The sequence below is a fragment of the Rhizobium sp. 01N447_2 genome (assembly GCF_056399245.1).
Map to the genome: position 1 here is coordinate 1 of NZ_JBFTQY010000082.1, position 18,550 is coordinate 18,550.

Sequence of the window (18,550 nt, forward strand, 5' to 3'; positions counted from 1 at the left end):
CGGGAAGACGACTAGACCMAAAATTGCGAGATTGGTCCGTCTGCGAATTTTGCCGGTAGATATCGCGGCGGCTGCCAGCCCGTATCGGCTGGTCGATGAAACTCAGTCGTCCAACCCGTAACGCGCCGTCAGCTCGGCCAGCGGCACGGTATCGCCCTCGTCGCGGCGAAGCTCTTCCAGGCGCCTTTCGGCAAGATAGACATCTTCCAGATCGTCGAGATGCGCGAGGATAGCTTGACGCACATAGAAGCTCTTGCTGCGGCCGGTACGCTTGGAAAGCTCAATCAGCCGCGCTTCGATATCAGGGGGCAACTGCAAGACCAGCATGACTTTTCTCCCGTCTGCTCTACAAGTATAACAGACGACCATTCAGAGGGATATTTTAATGCATTCTTTGACGAAGACTTTTCTCTATTACATGCTTATTGCCTCTGTAACATTGGCCCTGAACGTCACGAGCGCGCACGCCTTTGAAGACCGCGGCAATATTGTTTTCAATCAGATGCTTAAATGTCTAAAGCTGCCTGCGGACGCGCCGAGTGCTTATAACTTCATGGTTGTGGCGGTCATCAAGGACGGATCTGCCGACTTTTTATCCATCAACTTCCGCACACCACCATCCGAATGGGAAAAAACGGCAGCCCCGTTGATCGCCGATGCGATCACTGAGTGCGAGCCTTATAGCTCGATCTCGGGCAGGACGGAATTCGCTGTCACCCGCGAGCTTGTCGAAGCGGGATCAAAAAACTAAGCGCGTTGCGGGTTAAGTTAGGCGGTTTGCTCATCAGCGTTGATTTCCCCGCTTCCCCATCACCGCCGTGCCCAAGCGCTGGATCGCCTGCCGCAGCTTGTCGTTCTCTATCCCCTCCATCATGCCTTCGAGCTTGCGGGCGGCTTCGCCTTTCAGTGGCGGCGGGGTGCGGGAGCGGCGGACGGCTTGTGAGACCGGCTTCTGGACGATGCGGATCTGGTGGACGGCGGCAAAGCCGAAGAAGCTGTTGATGCGCTGGATGAGTTCGCCCTGGGCATGGGTGAGGAAGAGCGCGCGTGCGCCCTCACAGGCAATCGTCAGCACACCGGGGCGGAAGCCGCCGGTCTCATTGCCGCCGCGGGCCCAGGCGATCTTTTCCGGCCGGGTGCAATCGGCGAAATCCTCGCCGGCGATTTCGCTCCACGAGCCGAGCAGCGCGGTGTTGATGCCGGCGCGGCGCGCGAGCACGGGATCGATCAGCCCGTTCGCCAGCTCGGAGATCTGCTTTGCACCTTTGCGTGGATAACTCATCGAAACCCTTCAGCGACGCCGCCAATTCGCATGCCAATTCGCACAGGCGACTTGATCGCGCGGCATTGCTTCGCCAAGTATAGGCACTTCCCCCCATCGCGGCAAATCATGACGATCACCACACTCGACACGCCCTTAGCCAAGCCCCTGCTCGACTGGTACGATCGCCACCACCGCGACCTGCCCTGGCGCGTTTCGCCTGGCATGGCGGCCCGCGGCGTCAAGGCCGATCCCTATCGCGTCTGGCTGTCCGAGGTGATGCTGCAGCAGACGACGGTGCAGGCGGTCAAACCCTATTTCGAACGGTTTCTGCAGCGCTGGCCCGAGGTGACCGATCTTGCCGCAGCCGAAAACGACGCGGTGATGGCCGCCTGGGCAGGGCTTGGCTATTATGCGCGGGCCCGCAACCTAAAGAAATGCGCCGAAGCGGTGGCGAACGAGCATGGCGGCGTCTTTCCCGACACCGAAGAAGGCCTTAAATCCCTGCCCGGCATCGGCGATTATACGGCCGCCGCCGTCGCGGCCATCGCCTTCAACCGGCGGGCGGCTGTCATGGACGGCAATGTCGAGCGGGTGATCTCCAGGCTCTATGCCATCGCCACGCCGCTTCCGGCCGCAAAGCCGGCGATGAAGGAGAAAGTGGCGCTGTTGACGCCGGCTGCACGGCCCGGCGATTTCGCCCAGGCGATGATGGATCTCGGGGCGACGATCTGCACGCCGAAGCGGCCGGCCTGTTCGCTCTGTCCGTTCCGCGGGGCGTGCGCGGCGCTGAAACTTTCCGATCCCGAACTCTTTCCGGTCAAGGCGGCGAAGAAGGAGAAGCCGGTCAGATATGGCGCGGCCTTCATCGCGGTGACCGCTGATGGCGAAATCCTGTTGCGGCGGCGCATCGACAGCGGCCTGCTCGGCGGCATGACCGAGGTGCCGACGACGGCCTGGACGGCGCGCATCGACGGCGAGACCTCGGCCGCCGCCGCGCCCTTCGATGCGGCATGGCAGCCCTCTGGCACCGTCACCCATGTCTTCACCCATTTCGAACTCAGGCTTTCGATCTGGCGTACGGCAATCGCTGCCAAGGTCGCCATGGATGACGGCCCCAATGACGGATGGTGGGAGCCGGTTACAAATCTTGAAGCCCAGGCCTTACCAACAATCATGAAAAAAGCGATCGCAGCGGCTATTCCTCTCGCGTTCAAAACATCCAAGGGATGACCATGACCACCGACATAAGACATATCGTTTTCGATATCGGCAAAGTCCTTATTCATTACGATCCGCATCTTCCCTTCAGCCGCCTCATCCCTGATGAAACGGAGCGCAACTGGTTCTTCGCCAATGTCTGCACCCATGACTGGAACATCGAGCAGGACCGCGGCCGCACATGGGCGGAGGCCGAAGCGCTGCTGATTGAACAGCACCCGGCGCGTGAGGAGCATATCCGCGCCTTCCGCAAATATTGGCACGAGATGGTGCCACACGCCTATGACGACAGCGTCGCGATCATGGAAGGGCTGATTGCCGAAGGGCGTGATGTAACGATGCTCACCAACTTCGCCTCCGACACCTTCCGCGAGGCGCAGGCGCGCTTCCCCTTCCTCAACCTACCGCGCGGCGTTACCGTTTCCGGCGATGTCGGCCTGATCAAGCCGGATATCGCCATCTACGAGACGCATACGAAAAGTTTCGGCCTCGATCCCGCTGCGACAATCTTCATCGACGACGCGCCGGTCAATGTCGAAGGCGCCAAGGCCTTTGGCTGGAATGCGGTGCTGTTTTCGGGGCCTGAGAAGCTGCGCAGCGATCTTGCCGCATACGGATTGAAGGTCTGAGACCCATGGCATTCGACCCCGCAGAAGAAATCGAACGTTTTCACGCCGCCATCAACGCCCTCGATTTTCCCACCATCGAGGCCTATTTCGCCGAGGACGCGACCTATGTCTCGAACGGCGTCGGCAGCCTTGCCGGACGGGCTGAGATCATGGCGGCCTTCCGAAAATATTTCGACGACTATCCCGATCAGACGGCGGAAAATTCGCTGGTGGAAACGTTGACGCCGCTCTCCGGCCGATCGGTCTGGTCGGTGCGCGCCACCCACAGCAAATCAGGCAAGCCGCTGATCCGCGAGGGTGAGGAGACGATCACCTTCAATGCGGAAGGGCGCGTCACACGGGTCGAGGTCACCGATTACCAGGAGTTCTGATCAGGAGTTCTGACTGGAGCAATTCCAGCAAAAGTGTAGAGCGGTTTTGCGTCCGGAATTGCGCAAAAACAAAAAGAGGACGCCCGGGTTTGACCCCGGGCGCCTTGGTCTTCTTCCGCAACTGGAGGGAAATCGGAAGAAGGTATCTCGATCTCGCGAAGGCGCTGCTCACTACGCCTTTGCCAGATCACTGCGGATGACGGACCTGAGATCGTCGATCGGGCGCAGGGACTGCCCGTCTTCGAAATGCCAGAAGGTCCATCCGTTGCATGCATCGAGACCCTGCACCTTGGCGCCGAGACGATGAATGGAGCCGGCCTCGCCGCCGGATGCCACGGTGCCGTCGGCGCGGACAATCGCGCTATAGCGGCGCCTGGCGTCGGTCAGCACCTGACCGGGCTTGATGAGGCCGCTTTCAACCAGCACGTTGAAGGCGACGCGGACTTCGGCCTTCTTGCCGGTCATGACGGTCAATTCCGCCTTGCCGAGCGGCTCGACGGCGGCGATGCGAGCCGAGGCCGCATCGATATAATCCTGTTCGCGCTCGATGCCGACGAAGTGGCGGCCGAGACGCTTGGCGACGGCGCCCGTCGTTCCCGAGCCGAAGAAGGGATCGAGCACGATATCGCCGGGCTTGGTCGAGGCCATGATGACGCGGGCGAGCAGCGCTTCCGGCTTCTGCGTCGGATGCGCCTTCTTGCCGTCCTCGCCCTTCAGCCGCTCGCTGCCGTTGCAGATCGGAAAGAGCCAGTCCGAGCGCATCTGCACGTCGTCATTGGCGGCCTTCAGCGCATCGTAATTGAAGGTATAGCCCTTGGCCTTGGCGCTGGGGCTTGCCCAGATCATCGTCTCATGGGCGTTCTGGAAACGGCGGCCCTTGAAATTCGGCATCGGGTTGGTCTTGCGCCAGATGATGTCGTTGAGGATCCAGAAATTCAGATCCTGCAGCGTGGCGCCGACACGGAAGATATTGTGATAGGAGCCGATCACCCAGATCGAGCCGGTCGGCTTCAGCACCCGCCGGCAGGCCAGCAGCCAGGCACGGGTGAAGGCATCATAGGCCTCGAAGGAGGCGAACTGATCCCATTCGTCGTCGACCGCATCGACCAGCGACTGATCGGGACGATGCAGCGTTCCGCCGAGCTGGAGATTATACGGCGGATCGGCAAAGATGATATCGACGGAGTGGCTGGGCAAAGCTTCAAGGGCGCTGACGCAATCGCCCTTGATGATCGTGTCAACCCAAGAAGCCGGCCAAGAATCCGTCCTGGATCCCGGCCGGGAATCCGACTTGACGGAAGCCTTGAGGTCGGCAAGCGGAAAAACTGATGCCATTCTGATACTCACTCATACGCTCTACGCTTAACTGTCCGTTATGGTTACGCAACTTAGTTACCAAAGCCTGAAGCGGTGGCCGATTTCGGGAATTTATTCGGGCGGTAGTCGGGCAACCGGGCTGAGATGGCCTGAGCCCGTCGCGGCTGAATTGAGGTTCGACGGCGTCAGCCATCTTTCTATTCAAGATTTTCCCGGGTATCGGCAATACTCGTTATCGAGTCAAACATCAGCGTATATTCCAACAATATAGTGTCTGTTATTTTACCATCCCGAGTTCTTCTCATATCGCAGCTAACGCTCTTCTCAAAATAGCTGCCCTTTATGCTGCATTCTCCATCGATTTCGTTTTGACTGCGGTTGGTCAAGCGCGCGGCATCCGAGATTGCCCGTTCTGGGAATGTAACTCCAATGCGATCAGGATTCTGGATGAACATGATAATCGTCGAAATTATCAGGAGCGCTAAGACAATGAAAATAAAAGAAAATATGGCGGCCCAAGTAAATTTGATTATCCTTGAAGCCCACACGATTTGGATTTCCCGTCCAGTTTGAGATTTAGACCGTAGATAGCATTTCCTTCAATTTGATAGATGAAATAAATTCGTTGTCACGCCCATAGTTCAAACCGGTTGCGCCAGTTGCGTGACCGCGAGAATGCCAACGAAGGGTGTTAGGTTCTTCTCCATATTTTCAAGATCAACAAGCAGCTTTCAGGGCGCCCGTGGACAGCGTGGATTGGACGCCATGCGTCACGCCGCATCGTGGACGCTGCGGCTGTCGGCCGGCGCCTCGTCGCGTTCGAACATGCCGTAATCGCGGACGACACTGGCAATCCGCAGGCGATAATCGGCGAAGATGCCGCCGCGTCCGGCCTGCTGGGCTGCCCGGTGAGACTCGAGATTGCGCCATTCCTTCACCGCTGCCTCGTCGCGGAAAAACGAGAGCGACAGCAGCTTGCCGCGGTTCGTCAGGCTCTCGAAACGCTCGATCGAAATGAAGCCGTCGATCTTTTCGAGTTCGCCGCGCAACTCGCCGGCGAGATCCAGATATTTGTGGCGTTCGCCCATATAGGGCACGACTTCGAAGATGACGGCGATCATGGCAGCACCAGCTTTGCGTGAGGGGCGGAGACATTTTTGAGGAAGATGCGATCCTCCTTCAGGATGAAGCCTTCGCGTCTGGCAAATTCGTAATTCTCACGGCCGAGCGGGTCGGCCGCCAGCCTGGCGCGATAGGCTTCGTAGGCGGCGAGGCTTTCGATATTGTAGACGCCGTAGGCGGTCGTTGCCGATCCCTCATGCGGGCCGTAATAGCCGATCAGGTCGGCGCCGTTCTTCGGAATTGCCTGGCCCCAGTTGCGGGCATAGTCGGCAAACGCCTCCTTCTTGAAGGGGTCGATCTGATAACGGATGAAGCACGTGATCATGGGGTTCTCCTTTGCTGTCTATCCGTTTTCGCACATTGCCCGACGGCGATGCTTCGGTTACGATCGAACTATGAAGGAAGGTCCTGACATTGCGCAGATCGGCGCGCTCATCGGCGATCCCGCCCGTGCCAACATGCTGGCAGCACTCACCGGCGGCCGGGCGCTGACGGCGACGGAGCTTGCCGGCGTCGGCGGCATCACCGTGCAGACGGCCAGCACGCATCTTGCCAAGCTCGAAGCCGGCGGGCTGCTAACCCAGCGCAAGCAGGGCCGTCATCGCTATTTCACGCTGGCTGACGAGGCCGTCGCCCGGCTGATCGAAAGCATGATGGGTTTTGCCGCCGGACGCGGGCATCTGCGCCACCAGCCGGGACCGAAGGAGCCGGCGCTGCGCAAGGCGCGCATCTGCTACGATCACCTTGCCGGCGATTATGGCGTGCGCATGCTCGACAGCCTGATTGCCTCCGGCGCGATCGACGCGGTCGGAGACGGCCTGGCGCTGACGGAAAAGGGCGAAGGCGACCTCGAATGCATCGGCATCGATGTTAGCGACCTCAGATCGTCGCGCCGGCCGCTCTGCCGCTCCTGCCTCGACTGGAGCGAAAGACGCGCGCATCTGGCCGGCAGCCTCGGCAAGGCGCTGCTCTCAAGCTTCCTCGACAAAGGCTGGGCGCGGCGCACGGCCGAAAGCCGCTCGATCCTGTTTTCGCCGGAGGGCGACCGGCAGTTTCTGAAGCTTTTTCCGGTCGATCCGTAGGTTATTGCGGACCTGCAAGAGGTTCCGAGGCGGTATCCAGCGCCCTCATCCCCCTGCCCTCTTTTCATCTTCCTGCCGCACATGCGCCCGCAGCGCAGCGAGAGTGAGCGCCAGCGCCGCGTGATTGCTCTCGGCTTCACCCAGCACGCTTTCGCTCTCCTTGATCTCGCGCAGCTGCGCACCGTAAAGCGAATCATCCGGTTTCTGGCGGCCGCGGGCGAGGTGCCAAACGGCGTCCGGCCGGACTTCCCGGCACAGATCGATGGCGTGATTGACATCGTGCGTGAAGGGTCGCGCCATCAGGAAGCCGTGCTCTGACTTGATACTGCTCGGCAGGTAGTCGTTAGGACCGTCGAAATCGTTGGGCTCGGCCGGCCGGAGTTGCTTCAATAAGAAGGCACAGGTGATGAAGGCGTCGATCCGGCTGTCGGGCATGTCAGTCTTTTCCAGGGTTTCGATGATGTCCTCGATCGTCATGCAATCTTCCTCTTCGTCCATTCTCTAGACATGCCGCTTGTTCTCCTCCCAAGAGCGGCGGTGGCGTCCTCCTCGATCGCCATCTAGTGCATGAGAATGCCAAAGGTAGCCCCCGGGCTGCGGTTAGTCTGGCATGACGCGGATTTGATGGATGTCGCGCCATCCTCAACGCGGTAACAGACTCGCCTGCTTCCAGACCATATTCTCTCGGTACTCGTGAGCTAGCGGCGACTTGCCTCTAGCAGCCTTTCTTCCTCATCTTCCTTTCGATCTTAGCTCTCTTGTCGGTGCCATCCCCGGCATGCTTGCCGCCGGTCAGGGCATTATCCTTCATCGCCTGCAGCTGCGCACAGCTTCGGTGCTTGCCCTTGGCGATAACGTCGGTCGATGTGAAGGCAAACAGCAGCACTACGGCTGCTGCCGGTCGGACGAAAGCTGAAAGCCTCATGGTCCCTCTCCCATTGCGCAGGCATCATACTCCCAGCCGGGGAAGCAGCAATGAGCCTCGACGACGCGCCGGCACTCGCTCGGGTCCGTCGTTCTATCGGCATCGGGCCTCCGCTCGACCCACAAAGAGTTCAACTTTTTGTCGAAAGTGAAATATACACCACAACCTATTGTTTTTGCGCCGCTAAGCGACATGGCGCTGAGAAAATAATTAAGCATGTTCGGCTACTCTCACGTTCTAAATTAACGAGAGAGCCCTGTCATGGCGTCGATCCAGCATAAGATCATCATTGCGAGCATCGCGATTTTCGCTTTGGCGGGCGGCGCCACGGGGGTCGGCATCTGGTCCGCCTCGACTCTTTCCGAAAACAACGCCGACGTTGCCCGGTCGGCACAAATTCTGCGGAATCACATGCAGGCCGACATGATGCACGACGCAATGCGCGCCGACGTGCTCGCGTCAATGCTGGCGTCCAATCCGGCGGCAGGCATCGCCGCTGACGCGGTGAAGGCGGATCTGGCAGAGCACGACGCGTCGTTCCGCGAAATGATCGACGCCAACAAGGCGCTTGCCACCGACGACAAGACCAAAACGATCCTTGCCAGCGTCGAACGTCCCCTGCTTGCCTATATTGCAAGCGCCACTGACATCGTCGATCTCGCCGGCAAGGATCCCACCGCAGCATTGAAGGCCTTGCCGGAATTCATGGCGCAGTTCTCGACGCTGGAAACGGCCATGGAGCAGACCGGGGACCAGATCACGGCGGCGTCGGACGATATTTCCAAGCATAGCGCCGAGATAAAAGCTTCGGTCGATATTGTTCTGAAAGCACTTCTCGCCGCCGCCGCGCTGTTTGCGCTCGGCCTCTATTTCCTGACCCGCAAGACCGTCACCAAGCCGATCCTCGCCCTTTCCAACGACATGCAAAAGCTTGCCGGTGGTGACACAGCCATTGCCTGCACCGGGATCGGCCGCACCGATGAAATCGGAACGATGGCATCGGCGGTCGAAATCTTTCGCCAGGCGGCGATTGCCAACAAGCAACTCGAGCAAAATGCCGAGGCAGCCCGATTGCAGGGCGAAACCGAGCGGGTCACGGCGCGCAAGCAGGCTGACGAAGATGCCGCCGAACGGCTGCGGGCGGCGACATCAGGCCTCGCTGCAGGCCTGAAGAGGCTTGCATCCGGCGATCTCGCCTTCCAGATCGACGAGCCCTTCGCCCCAGACTTTGAGGGCCTCCGGCATGATTTCAACATGTCGATCAGGCAACTCGATCAGACGCTCGGCGCCATCGCCGCCGCCATTGCAGCGATCGACGAAGGCACCAGGGAAATCGCGTCCGGGGCCGGCGATCTGTCCAAACGAACCGAACAGCAGGCAGCCTCTCTCGAAGAAACTGCCGCAGCGCTCGACCAGATCACCGCCAATGTCTCGAACTCGAGCAAGCGCACCGACGAGGCGCGCACTGAAGCGACCGATGCAAACCGCAATGCCGTCAAGTCTTCGGAGGTCGTGTCGCATGCCGAAGAGGCCATGCGCCGCATCGAGGCTTCGTCGCAGCAGATTTCCAGCATTATCGGCGTGATCGACGAGATCGCCTTCCAGACCAATCTGCTGGCGCTGAACGCCGGCGTCGAAGCGGCACGCGCCGGCGACGCGGGCAAGGGTTTTGCAGTGGTCGCCCAGGAAGTGCGCGAACTCGCCCAGAGATCGGCTCAGGCGGCAAAGGAAATCAAAGGCCACATCCAGAAATCCTCGGTGGAAGTGGAAAGCGGCGTCAAACTGGTTCTCGACACCAGCCAGGTTCTGAAGGCGATCAGCGAGCAGATTGCCCGCATCAACCAGCACATGGATGCAATCGCCGTATCGGCCAGAGAGCAGTCGACCGGCCTTGCCGAAGTCAACACCGCCGTCAATTCCATGGACCAGGTGACCCAGCAGAACGCCGCGATGGTGGAGCAATCCACCGCGGCATCCGGCCAGCTTGCTCAGGAAGCTGCCACGCTGCGTGAACTGGTTTCCCGGTTCAGGCTTCGGGCGACGGCTTCGACGCAATCTGCAGCCGGACGCCGGGGTGGGCAGCTGGCGGCCTGACGGCTTTTATCTGCTCGCCCTGCGCCAAATCAAAACGCACCGCATAGTCCGATTTGGCGCGGTGTGCCGGCGCGGCCGATCCTGCAGCGACGACGGAGCCCGTCGCATGCCGCATCGCAGCCATGCTTGGGATCAGGTTGAGCTTTGGCCGGGCATCGTGTAAAGCCGCAGCATTCCCAGATAAGACCCCGACTTTCAGCCCAGACTTCCAGCAAGGCGTGAACATATGGACGGCTTCGAGCTCATCATCTTCGACTGCGACGGCGTTTTGGTCGATTCGGAAATCATTGCGGCGGAAGTCGAATCTGCGCTTCTGACAGAGGCCGGATATCCGATCGGCGCCGAGGAAATGGGCGAGCGCTTTGCCGGCATGACGTGGCGCAACATCCTGCTGCAGATCGAACGGGAGGCGAGCATTCCGCTTTCGGCGTCGCTGCTGGACAAGTCGGAGCATATGCTCGACCTCAGGCTGGCGCAGGACGTCCAGGCCATCCCGGGCGTCGAGTTCGCCGTCTCCAGGCTGCCGATGAAGCGCTGCATCTGCTCGAATTCGAGCACCAAGCGGCTCGATATGATGCTGACCAAGGTGGGGCTGAAGCCGCTGTTTGCGCCGACCATTTTCTCCGCCAAGGATCTTGGCCCGGACCGCGCCAAGCCGAAGCCCGACATCTTCCTGCACGGCGCAAGCCAGATGGGTGTTTCGCCTGACAAGGTTGTCGTGGTCGAGGATTCCGTGCACGGCGTGCATGCGGCGCGCGCCGCCGGCATGCGCGTCATCGGCTTCACCGGCGCCTCGCACACCTATCCCGCCCATGCCGACAAATTGACGGATGCCGGCGCCGAAACGGCAATCTCCCGCATGAACGACCTGCCGGGCGTCGTTGCCGCACTGGCGGCCTGGGACAACGTTCTCTGAACGCTTTAGGCCCGCAATCCGCGGGCTGTGTGGAGACCATTTCCTATTTCTCCCCGCTGCTGTCCCGTTCGCCGATGGCTGCCCCTCACCCTAACCTTACCGGGGTCGAGACACGTGGCTCGACCCAGGCAGAGGTGGCAGCAGCCGGATGAGGGGCTGATGTCAGGTCGAAGCCCGAATCGCTTAGCTGCTCTTCTTGGTCTTTGCCGGCTGGGTGTCGAAGCCGATATTGACGCGTACCAGGGCGCCGGAGCCGACCGGCATCGTGATGCCGTCCTTGCGGAAGATCACCTGCGTGCCCGGCGCACCCGCCGGGATCTCGGTCGGGAACTTGGTGACCTCGGAATAGAGCACGGTCTCGCCATCGACGACGGAGATGCGGATTGGCAGCGTCACCGGACCTGGCGTGCCGGCCGGGCCGGTGATCAGGCGCAGCTGGGCGACGACCGTCATCGTCAGGTTCGTGTCGTTCAGCGTGCACTGGCGGGTGTAATCGCCGAAGGAGGCCTGGAAGACGATCTGCTGCGGATCGTCCTTCTTGCCCTTGGCATAGGTGCGGAAGATCGCATCCTGATCACGCATGAAGATCTGCGGGCAGGCGCCCTGGACGACGGGGGCGACCGTGCCCTGCGCCGTCGTGGCGGTGCCGATCGAGGGATTGTTCGAGGACGGGTTGGCGGGCGCCAGCGGCATGATCTGGGCGGTGCCGGTCGACTGGGTCGGCGGCGCCGACGACTTGCTGTCGCCGCCTATACCGAGCGAGTTGCAACCAGTGAGCAAGGCAAGAAAAGATGCGGAGACGATGAGACGCGAGACCTTGCCGAGCACCATATTCCATCCCTTGTATAAGCGTTTATTGGAGGCCCATGTCTTTTTCGCGGGGCCTTTCACGATAGTTGGCGATGGTCTATATCAGCGGCGCAAACAAAAATCGATTGGGTCAGCACCGTTTTGATGCACTTTTCGCCGCCGAATGCGGGCAACTTCAACAAGATACCTGAAATGGCACGCTGGCAGGACGGCCCCTTCCCGATTTCCGACGGATCTCGCTACCGTCACATCCAGCCAGATTTCCTCCAACAATAAGATCAAAGGATGACGAACGTGGACTATATCTCGACCCGCGGCGAGGCCCCTTCCCTCGGCTTTTGCGACGCCCTGCTGACGGGGCTGGCGCGCGACGGCGGGCTCTACGTTCCGCGCAAATGGCCGAGCTTTTCGAAGAAGGAAATCCGCGCGTTGCGCGGCAAGACCTATCAGGAAATCGCCTTCACCATCCTGTCGCCGTTCACCAATGGCGAGATCCCCGACGACACGTTCCGGGCGATGATCGACGAGGCCTACGGCACCTTCCGCCATCCGGCGATCGCGCCGCTGGTCCAGACCGGGCCGAACAGCTTCGTCATGGAGCTGTTTCACGGCACGACGCTCGCCTTCAAGGATGTGGCGATGCAATTGCTCGCCCGGCTGATGGACTATGCGCTCGAAAAACGCGGCGAGCGGGCGACGATCGTCGGCRCCACCTCGGGCGACACCGGCGGGGCTGCGATCGACGCCTTCGCGGGCCGAGAGCGCACCGACATCTTCATCCTTTTCCCGCATGGCAAGGTCTCGCCGGTGCAGCAGCGGCAGATGACGACCTCGTCGTCACCAAACGTGCATGCGCTTGCCGTCGAGGGCAATTTCGACGATTGCCAAAACCTCGTGAAGGCGATGTTCAACGACGTGGCCTTCCGCGACAAGGTCCGACTATCAGGCGTCAACTCGATCAACTGGGCGCGCATCATGGCCCAGATCGTCTATTATTTCACGGCGGCAGTGGCGCTCGGCGGCCCCGACCGGAAGATCTCGTTCACGGTGCCCACCGGCAATTTCGGCGATATCTTCGCCGGCTACTGCGCCAAGCGCATGGGCCTGCCGATCGACCGTCTGGTGATCGCCACCAACGAAAACGACATCCTGGCGCGGACGCTGAAGACCGGGCGCTACGACATGAAGGCGGTCAAGGCGACGAGTTCGCCGTCGATGGACATCCAGATCTCCTCGAACTTCGAACGGCTGCTGTTCGAAGCCTATGATCGCGATGCCTCGAAGGTGCGCGCGGCGATGGAAAGCCTCAAGCAATCCAACGGCTTCGAGATCGGCGAGCAAGCGCTGAAGGCGATCCGCCGCAACTTCCGCGCCGGGCGCGCCAGCGAGAAGCAGGTGGCCGAGACGATCCGCAAGACCCATGCCGAGACCGGCTATCTGCTGGATCCGCATTCGGCGATCGGCGTCTTCATCGCTGCCAAGAAAGAAAAGCCGAATACGCCGATGGTGACGCTTTCGACCGCGCATCCGGCGAAATTCCCGGTCGCCGTAAAATCCGCCTGCGGTATTGACCCGGCGCTTCCGACGTGGCTTGCTGATCTGATGCACAGGGAGGAGCGTTTCCAGATCATCAAACCGGAGCTGAAAGCCGTTGAGACTTTTATCGGCCAGCATGCCCGCGGCGAGACGACAGCAGGCGCAGAAAGATAGCCAATGACAGTTGAGTGCACCCGGCTGAAATCCGGGCTGACAGTAGTCACAGAGACCATGCCGCATCTTGAAAGCGTTGCGCTCGGAGTCTGGATCAAATCGGGATCGCGTAACGAGACGGATAACGAGCACGGCATCGCCCATCTGCTCGAACACATGGCCTTCAAGGGCACGGCGCGCCGCACGGCCCGCCAGATTGCCGAGGAGATCGAGGATGTCGGCGGCGAAGTCAATGCCGCGACCTCGACCGAGACGACCTCCTATTATGCCCGCGTGCTCAAGGATTACGTGCCGCTCGCCGTCGACATCCTCGCCGATATCCTGACCGAATCGGCCTTCGAGGAAGAGGAGCTGGAGCGCGAGAAGCAGGTGATCCTGCAGGAGATCAACGCCGCCAACGACACGCCCGACGACGTGGTGTTCGACCGGTTCTCCGAGGCCGCCTATCGCGATCAGACGCTCGGCCGGGCGATCCTCGGCACGCCGGAGACCGTCGTCTCCTTCACGCCGCAGCAGATCCGTGGCTATCTCGGCCGCAACTACACGACCGACCGCATGTTCGTGGTCGCCACCGGCGCCGTCGAGCATGAAGAATTCCTGCGCATGGTCGAGGATCGTTTCGCAAGCCTGCCGACGACCCCTTCCGCCCCGCCCGTCATGGAACCGGCGCGTTATATCGGCGGCAGCGTGCGCGAACCGCGCGACTTGATGGACGCGCAGATCCTGCTCGGCTTCGAAGGCAAGCCTTATCATGCCCGCGATTTCTACTGCTCGCAGATCCTCGCCAATATCCTTGGCGGCGGCATGTCCTCCAGGCTCTTCCAGGAAGTGCGCGAGTTCCGCGGCCTCTGTTATTCCGTCTATGCCTTCCACTGGGGCTTTTCCGACACCGGCATCTTCGGCATTCATGCCGCGACCGGCGGCGAAAACCTGCCGGAGCTGGTGCCCGTCATCATCGACGAGCTGCACAAATCAGCCGATGCGATCCACCAGAAGGAAATCGAGCGCGCCCGCGCGCAGATCCGCGCCCAGCTGTTGATGGGTGCGGAAAGCCCGGCCGCCCGCGCCGGCCAGATCGCCAGGCAGATGATGCTCTACGGCCGGCCGATCTCCAATCCGGAGATGATGGAACGGCTGGAAGGCATCACCATCGAGCGGCTGACCGACCTCGCCGGCCGGCTGTTCTATGACACGGTGCCGACGCTTTCGGCGATCGGGCCACTGGAACAGCTCGCGCCGATGGAAGACATCACTGCCTCGCTTTCGGTGCCGGCGTCGAAGACGCTTCAGGCAAGCCGCTGAGCCGACGTCCGTCCTGCCGGGAGTGATCGATGCCAAAATCGGTTTTTCGGTTCCTGTCTCGGCAGCCGGAAGCGGTGGAGCTGGAGAACGACAGATACCTGCTGCGCCTGCCGCGCTATCAGGATTTCAACCAGTGGCACCGGCTGCGCGCCGAAAGCCGCAAGTTCCTCGAACCCTGGGAGCCGACCTGGCGGCGCGATGAACYGACGGAAGGCGCCTACCGCGCCCGCGTCGTCCGCGGCAAGCAGGAATATACCTCGGGTCAGGCGGTGCCGCTGTTCATTTTCCTGAAAGGCGACATGACGCTCGTCGGCGGCGTCACCATCGGCTACATCAGAAGGGGTGCGGCACAAAGCTGCATGATCGGCTACTGGATGGGCGAACGTCATGCCGGCCAGGGGCATATGTTCGCCGCTCTTCAAATGGTTATTCCTTACATCTTCACCGGGCTTGAGTTGCACCGTATCGAAGCAGCCTGTATTCCAGATAACGCGCGCAGCATCCGTCTGCTTGAAAAAGCCGGGTTTCAGAGGGAAGGCTATCTGCGCGGATATTTGAAGATCAACGGTCAGTGGCATGACCATGTGATGTTTTCACGTCTCGCCACCGATACGGATAAAGGCAGGAAAACCGACAGCCGATGACAAGAGACCGCATGCTGCCCAAGTCACCGTCCGGACGAGTGATCGCGGTGATCGCAGCCCTTTTCCTGGCGGCCTTCGCCTTCGTGGCGGGTGTTGCCCAGGCGGCCGAACCGGTAAAAATTTCCCGTGACGATACCGCGCTCGACCTGACGGCGACGACCGAGATCTACGCCAACCAGGGCGAGGCTTTCCAGGTTTCGACGGCAGCCGGCGCCGACGGCATCCGCCGTCGCATCGAGGTCAGGGCAAGCTCGGAGAACCATCAGGGCGACTGGGCGGTGTTTGCGCTTGCCAACGTCTCGGAAGAACAGCTCGAGCGCGTCATCGTCGCGCCGCATTTCCGTCTGGTCAATTCCAAGCTGTTCTGGCCGGATCTCGGCTCGCAGCGCATTAGCGCGATTACGCCGAGCGAAGGCTTCGCGCTCGACCGGCAGCCGAGCGACGAGGCCGATGTCTTCCGCATCACGCTGAACCCCGGCGCCGTCATCACCTTCGTCGCCGAACTGTCGACGCCGGAGTTGCCGCAGATCTATCTCTGGGAACCGGATGCCTACAAGGACACGATCAACGCCTTCACGCTCTACCGCGGCATCGTGCTTGGCATTGCCGGCCTGCTCGCCGTGTTCCTGACCATTCTCTTTGTCGTCAAGGGCACCTCGATGCTGCCGGCGACAGCCGCCCTTGCCTGGGCGGTGCTCGGTTACATCTGCGTCGACTTCGGTTTTCTCGGCAAGCTCATCAGCGTCGCCTCGGCCGACCAGCGAATATGGCGCGCCTGCGCGGAGGTGGCGCTGGCCTCGAGTTTCGTCATCTTCCTCTTCACCTATCTCAACCTCAACCGCTGGCATGCGCATCTCGGCTACGCGACACTTGCCTGGGTGCTCGGCCTTGCCCTGCTCTTTGGCGTGGCGATCTACGATCCGTCGATTGCCGCCGGCATCGCCAGGCTTTCCTTCGCGCTGACGGCGACGATGGGGCTGCTGCTGATCATCTATCTCGGCTTCAACCGCTACGACCGCGCCATCCTTTTGGTGCCGGCCTGKGCGCTGATCCTCGTCTGGCTGTTCGGGGCCTGGCTGACCGTCACCGGACGGCTCGACAACGACATCATCCAGCCAGCACTTGGCGGCGGCCTGGTGCTGATCGTGCTTTTGATCGGTTTCACCGTGATGCAGCACGCCTTTGCCGGCGGCGCCTTCCAGCAGGGGCTGTTTTCCGATCTTGAGCGGCAATCGCTGGCGCTGACCGGCTCCGGCGACATGGTGTGGGATTGGGACGTGGCGCGCGACCGCGTCGTCACCATTCCCGACGTCTCGATCAAGCTCGGCCTTTCCCAGGGCGCCATGCATGGCGCGGCGCGCAACTGGCTGCCGCGGCTGCACCCCGACGACCGCGATCGCTTCCGCGCCACGCTCGACGTGCTGCTCGAACATCGCCGCGGGCGGCTGAACCACGAGTTCCGCATCCGCGCCGAGGACGGGCATTTCCACTGGCTGCTGATCCGCGCCCGGCCGGTGCTCGGCTCGAACGGCGAAATCATCCGCTGCGTCGGCACGATCGTCGACGTGACCGAGCAGAAGAACTCCGTCGAGCGGCTGCTGCACGATGCGCTGCACGACAATCTGACCGGGCTTCCGAACCGCCAGGTCTTCCTCGACCGGCTGCAGTCGGTGCTGGCACTGGCGCCGGGTGGCGATACGCTCAGACCGACGGTGATGGTGATCGACATCGACCGCTACAAGCTGGTCAATGATTCGCTCGGCGTTGCCGCCGGCGACAACATCCTCATCGCGCTGACGCGGCGGCTACGCCGGCTCTTGAAACCGCAGGACACGCTGGCGCGGCTTGCCGGTGACCAGTTCGGCCTCATCCTGGTTTCCGAGCACAATCCGGCCAAGGTCGCCGATTTTGCCGATGCGATCAGCAAGGCGATCATGGTGCCGATCAACTTCTCCAATCGCGAGATCATCCTGACGGCCTCGGTCGGCCTTGCCTCCTGGGTCGACCGGCAGGAGAGCGCCACCGGCCTGCTCAGCGACGCCGAGCTCGCGATGTACCGGGCAAAGCGGGCCGGCGGCAACCGTGTCGAGCCATTCCAGCCGGCCTTCCGCGACTTCGGCACCGACCGGCTGCAGCTCGAAACGGATCTGCGCCGCGCCATCGAACGCAAGGAATTGTCGATGGTCTACCAGCCGATCGCACGGCTGGAGGATGTAGAGGTCGCCGGTTTCGAGGCATTGATGCGCTGGGAACATCCCAAGCGCGGCAATATCCCGCCGTCCGAATTCATTCCGATCGCCGAGGCCTCCGATCTTATCGGCCCGCTCGGCATGTTCGCGCTGGAACAGGCGACCAACGATCTGATGAGCTGGCAGCACCAGACCGGCGAATTGCCGATCTTCGTCTCGATCAATCTGTCGAGCGTGCAGTTGCTCAACAACGAGCTCTATGACGACGTGCGTTCGGTTCTCGCCAAGACGCATTGCAACCCCTCACGTCTCAAGCTCGAACTGACGGAATCCATGGTGATGGAAAATCCGGAACAGGCCCGGCTGGTGCTACAGAAGCTGAAGGAAGCCGGCATCGGGCTGGCGCTCGACGATTTCGGCACCGGATATTCGTCGCTCGCCTATCTCACCCGCTTCCCGTTCGACATGATCAAGCTCGACAAGGCGCTGGTGCGCGACGGCAGCGACAAGAAGGCGACCGTGCTCCGATCCGTGATATCCATGGCCCGCGAACTTGAGATGAAGGTGGTGGCGGAAGGGATCGAATCCAACGAGGATGCGATCGAACTTGCCAAGATGGGCTGCAACTACGGCCAGAGCTATCTTTTCGGGCCGCCGATCCCTTCGGAATCGGTGCTGCGGCTGCTGCGCGACCGCTTTCCGCTGACGAAACGTGCTTGAGCGGAGCGGTTGGTCTCAGGGGTTTTCCCGGAATTAGGTAGAAATTGCCCCAGAGGCCGCCTTCGGCCCGAAGCGGTTATTGAAAAACGTATCGCACAATTACGAGCCAACAGTCAGCAAACTTTGGTTGGGTATTGCCAATCGCTTTCTTTGAAAAATTCATCCGACCATGAGATTGCCAGCGGTCACCAGGCGATCTATTGAAGAATCGAACTTAGAGGCGCGACATGAACAACG

At 61.1% G+C, this 18,550-nt stretch carries 19 protein-coding genes; 11 read left to right on the forward strand and 8 right to left on the reverse strand.

Annotated features, from left to right (window positions below):
* Positions 1–102 precede the first annotated feature (102 nt).
* On the reverse strand, positions 103–327 hold the full coding sequence (gene relB, locus AC1ECN_RS33095; RefSeq protein ID WP_105005210.1) for a type II toxin-antitoxin system RelB family antitoxin: 225 nt from the start codon (positions 325–327) through the stop codon (positions 103–105).
* Between the two features lie 58 nt (positions 328–385).
* Between relB and AC1ECN_RS33100 the strand changes: the two genes are divergently transcribed.
* The gene (locus AC1ECN_RS33100) at positions 386–751 is read left to right on the forward strand and encodes a hypothetical protein (RefSeq protein ID WP_130672115.1); all 366 of its coding nucleotides are present in this window, start codon (positions 386–388) and stop codon (positions 749–751) included.
* A 33-nt stretch (positions 752–784) separates the two neighbouring features.
* Here the strand turns inward: AC1ECN_RS33100 and AC1ECN_RS33105 are convergent, their stop codons facing one another.
* Positions 785–1,282 (reverse strand): DUF721 domain-containing protein, encoded by a 498-nt coding sequence (locus tag AC1ECN_RS33105; protein ID WP_130672114.1) that lies wholly within the window; start codon positions 1,280–1,282, stop codon positions 785–787.
* Between the two features lie 108 nt (positions 1,283–1,390).
* Here AC1ECN_RS33105 and mutY point away from each other — a divergent pair, with 108 nt between their 5' ends.
* The 3 genes from mutY to AC1ECN_RS33120 are packed head-to-tail and all read left to right on the forward strand — an operon-like array spanning position 1,391 to position 3,482.
* Positions 1,391–2,494 (forward strand): A/G-specific adenine glycosylase, encoded by a 1,104-nt coding sequence (gene mutY, locus AC1ECN_RS33110; protein ID WP_130672113.1) that lies wholly within the window; start codon positions 1,391–1,393, stop codon positions 2,492–2,494.
* A 2-nt stretch (positions 2,495–2,496) separates the two neighbouring features.
* Positions 2,497–3,111, forward strand: coding sequence for an HAD family hydrolase (locus AC1ECN_RS33115; RefSeq protein ID WP_130666686.1), 615 nt, complete (start codon positions 2,497–2,499; stop codon positions 3,109–3,111).
* A gap of 5 nt (positions 3,112–3,116) precedes the next feature.
* Positions 3,117–3,482 (forward strand): nuclear transport factor 2 family protein, encoded by a 366-nt coding sequence (locus AC1ECN_RS33120; RefSeq protein ID WP_130672112.1) that lies wholly within the window; start codon positions 3,117–3,119, stop codon positions 3,480–3,482.
* A 171-nt stretch (positions 3,483–3,653) separates the two neighbouring features.
* On the opposite strand, the gene AC1ECN_RS33125 is transcribed toward AC1ECN_RS33120, so the two are convergent.
* The 3 genes from AC1ECN_RS33125 to AC1ECN_RS33135 all read right to left on the reverse strand — a co-directional run bounded on the left by AC1ECN_RS33125 (position 3,654) and on the right by AC1ECN_RS33135 (position 6,246).
* A complete protein-coding gene (locus AC1ECN_RS33125; RefSeq protein WP_130672111.1) occupies positions 3,654–4,817 on the reverse strand; it encodes a site-specific DNA-methyltransferase in 1,164 nt (387 codons plus the stop codon).
* A gap of 752 nt (positions 4,818–5,569) precedes the next feature.
* Positions 5,570–5,920 (reverse strand): antibiotic biosynthesis monooxygenase family protein, encoded by a 351-nt coding sequence (locus AC1ECN_RS33130; protein WP_130672110.1) that lies wholly within the window; start codon positions 5,918–5,920, stop codon positions 5,570–5,572.
* Positions 5,917–6,246, reverse strand: coding sequence for an NIPSNAP family protein (locus tag AC1ECN_RS33135; protein WP_018069138.1), 330 nt, complete (start codon positions 6,244–6,246; stop codon positions 5,917–5,919). The genes AC1ECN_RS33130 and AC1ECN_RS33135 overlap by 4 nt, the downstream gene beginning before the upstream one ends.
* A gap of 70 nt (positions 6,247–6,316) precedes the next feature.
* Here AC1ECN_RS33135 and AC1ECN_RS33140 point away from each other — a divergent pair, with 70 nt between their 5' ends.
* Positions 6,317–7,003 (forward strand): ArsR/SmtB family transcription factor, encoded by a 687-nt coding sequence (locus AC1ECN_RS33140; RefSeq protein WP_130672109.1) that lies wholly within the window; start codon positions 6,317–6,319, stop codon positions 7,001–7,003.
* Between the two features lie 45 nt (positions 7,004–7,048).
* On the opposite strand, the gene AC1ECN_RS33145 is transcribed toward AC1ECN_RS33140, so the two are convergent.
* Together AC1ECN_RS33145 and AC1ECN_RS33150 are read right to left on the reverse strand one after the other, a co-directional pair.
* Positions 7,049–7,480: a hypothetical protein gene (locus tag AC1ECN_RS33145; RefSeq protein ID WP_397460646.1), complete on the reverse strand. Its 432-nt coding sequence runs from the start codon at positions 7,478–7,480 to the stop codon at positions 7,049–7,051.
* A gap of 238 nt (positions 7,481–7,718) precedes the next feature.
* Entirely contained in the window at positions 7,719–7,928 is a 210-nt protein-coding gene (locus AC1ECN_RS33150; RefSeq protein ID WP_003557162.1) for a hypothetical protein, read from the reverse strand.
* A 261-nt stretch (positions 7,929–8,189) separates the two neighbouring features.
* Between AC1ECN_RS33150 and AC1ECN_RS33155 the strand changes: the two genes are divergently transcribed.
* Both AC1ECN_RS33155 and AC1ECN_RS33160 read left to right on the forward strand, forming a co-directional pair.
* Positions 8,190–10,022: a methyl-accepting chemotaxis protein gene (locus tag AC1ECN_RS33155; RefSeq protein WP_130725821.1), complete on the forward strand. Its 1,833-nt coding sequence runs from the start codon at positions 8,190–8,192 to the stop codon at positions 10,020–10,022.
* A gap of 226 nt (positions 10,023–10,248) precedes the next feature.
* Positions 10,249–10,938, forward strand: a complete 690-nt coding sequence (locus tag AC1ECN_RS33160) for an HAD family hydrolase (protein ID WP_018069134.1) — start codon at positions 10,249–10,251, stop codon at positions 10,936–10,938.
* A gap of 183 nt (positions 10,939–11,121) precedes the next feature.
* Here the strand turns inward: AC1ECN_RS33160 and AC1ECN_RS33165 are convergent, their stop codons facing one another.
* On the reverse strand, positions 11,122–11,769 hold the full coding sequence (locus AC1ECN_RS33165) for a hypothetical protein (protein ID WP_130672106.1): 648 nt from the start codon (positions 11,767–11,769) through the stop codon (positions 11,122–11,124).
* A gap of 264 nt (positions 11,770–12,033) precedes the next feature.
* Here AC1ECN_RS33165 and thrC point away from each other — a divergent pair, with 264 nt between their 5' ends.
* From thrC to AC1ECN_RS33185, 4 genes are read left to right on the forward strand one after another with little or no spacing between them, the layout of a single operon-like run.
* Positions 12,034–13,458 (forward strand): threonine synthase, encoded by a 1,425-nt coding sequence (gene thrC / locus AC1ECN_RS33170; protein ID WP_477955371.1) that lies wholly within the window; start codon positions 12,034–12,036, stop codon positions 13,456–13,458.
* A gap of 3 nt (positions 13,459–13,461) precedes the next feature.
* Positions 13,462–14,760 carry a M16 family metallopeptidase gene (locus AC1ECN_RS33175; protein WP_017963152.1) on the forward strand — a complete coding sequence of 433 codons (1,299 nt, stop codon included), beginning with the start codon at positions 13,462–13,464 and terminating at the stop codon, positions 14,758–14,760.
* Between the two features lie 29 nt (positions 14,761–14,789).
* A complete protein-coding gene (locus AC1ECN_RS33180; RefSeq protein WP_477955374.1) occupies positions 14,790–15,404 on the forward strand; it encodes a GNAT family N-acetyltransferase in 615 nt (204 codons plus the stop codon).
* Positions 15,401–18,313 (forward strand): EAL domain-containing protein, encoded by a 2,913-nt coding sequence (locus tag AC1ECN_RS33185; protein ID WP_477955375.1) that lies wholly within the window; start codon positions 15,401–15,403, stop codon positions 18,311–18,313. Before AC1ECN_RS33180 ends, AC1ECN_RS33185 begins: the two co-directional genes overlap by 4 nt.
* Positions 18,314–18,550: the final 237 nt, after the last annotated feature.

Bases quoted from the DNA above. Each gene is read 5' to 3' on its own strand.
- relB (WP_105005210.1), bottom strand. From the start codon at position 327: ATGCTGGTCTTGCAGTTGCCCCCTGATATCGAAGCGCGGCTGATTGAG.
- AC1ECN_RS33100 (WP_130672115.1), top strand. From the start codon at position 386: ATGCATTCTTTGACGAAGACTTTTCTCTATTACATGCTTATTGCCTCT.
- AC1ECN_RS33105 (WP_130672114.1), bottom strand. From the start codon at position 1,282: ATGAGTTATCCACGCAAAGGTGCAAAGCAGATCTCCGAGCTGGCGAAC.
- mutY (WP_130672113.1), top strand. From the start codon at position 1,391: ATGACGATCACCACACTCGACACGCCCTTAGCCAAGCCCCTGCTCGAC.
- AC1ECN_RS33115 (WP_130666686.1), top strand. From the start codon at position 2,497: ATGACCACCGACATAAGACATATCGTTTTCGATATCGGCAAAGTCCTT.
- AC1ECN_RS33120 (WP_130672112.1), top strand. From the start codon at position 3,117: ATGGCATTCGACCCCGCAGAAGAAATCGAACGTTTTCACGCCGCCATC.
- AC1ECN_RS33125 (WP_130672111.1), bottom strand. From the start codon at position 4,817: ATGGCATCAGTTTTTCCGCTTGCCGACCTCAAGGCTTCCGTCAAGTCG.
- AC1ECN_RS33130 (WP_130672110.1), bottom strand. From the start codon at position 5,920: ATGATCGCCGTCATCTTCGAAGTCGTGCCCTATATGGGCGAACGCCAC.
- AC1ECN_RS33135 (WP_018069138.1), bottom strand. From the start codon at position 6,246: ATGATCACGTGCTTCATCCGTTATCAGATCGACCCCTTCAAGAAGGAG.
- AC1ECN_RS33140 (WP_130672109.1), top strand. From the start codon at position 6,317: ATGAAGGAAGGTCCTGACATTGCGCAGATCGGCGCGCTCATCGGCGAT.
- AC1ECN_RS33145 (WP_397460646.1), bottom strand. From the start codon at position 7,480: ATGACGATCGAGGACATCATCGAAACCCTGGAAAAGACTGACATGCCC.
- AC1ECN_RS33150 (WP_003557162.1), bottom strand. From the start codon at position 7,928: ATGAGGCTTTCAGCTTTCGTCCGACCGGCAGCAGCCGTAGTGCTGCTG.
- AC1ECN_RS33155 (WP_130725821.1), top strand. From the start codon at position 8,190: ATGGCGTCGATCCAGCATAAGATCATCATTGCGAGCATCGCGATTTTC.
- AC1ECN_RS33160 (WP_018069134.1), top strand. From the start codon at position 10,249: ATGGACGGCTTCGAGCTCATCATCTTCGACTGCGACGGCGTTTTGGTC.
- AC1ECN_RS33165 (WP_130672106.1), bottom strand. From the start codon at position 11,769: ATGGTGCTCGGCAAGGTCTCGCGTCTCATCGTCTCCGCATCTTTTCTT.
- AC1ECN_RS33175 (WP_017963152.1), top strand. From the start codon at position 13,462: ATGACAGTTGAGTGCACCCGGCTGAAATCCGGGCTGACAGTAGTCACA.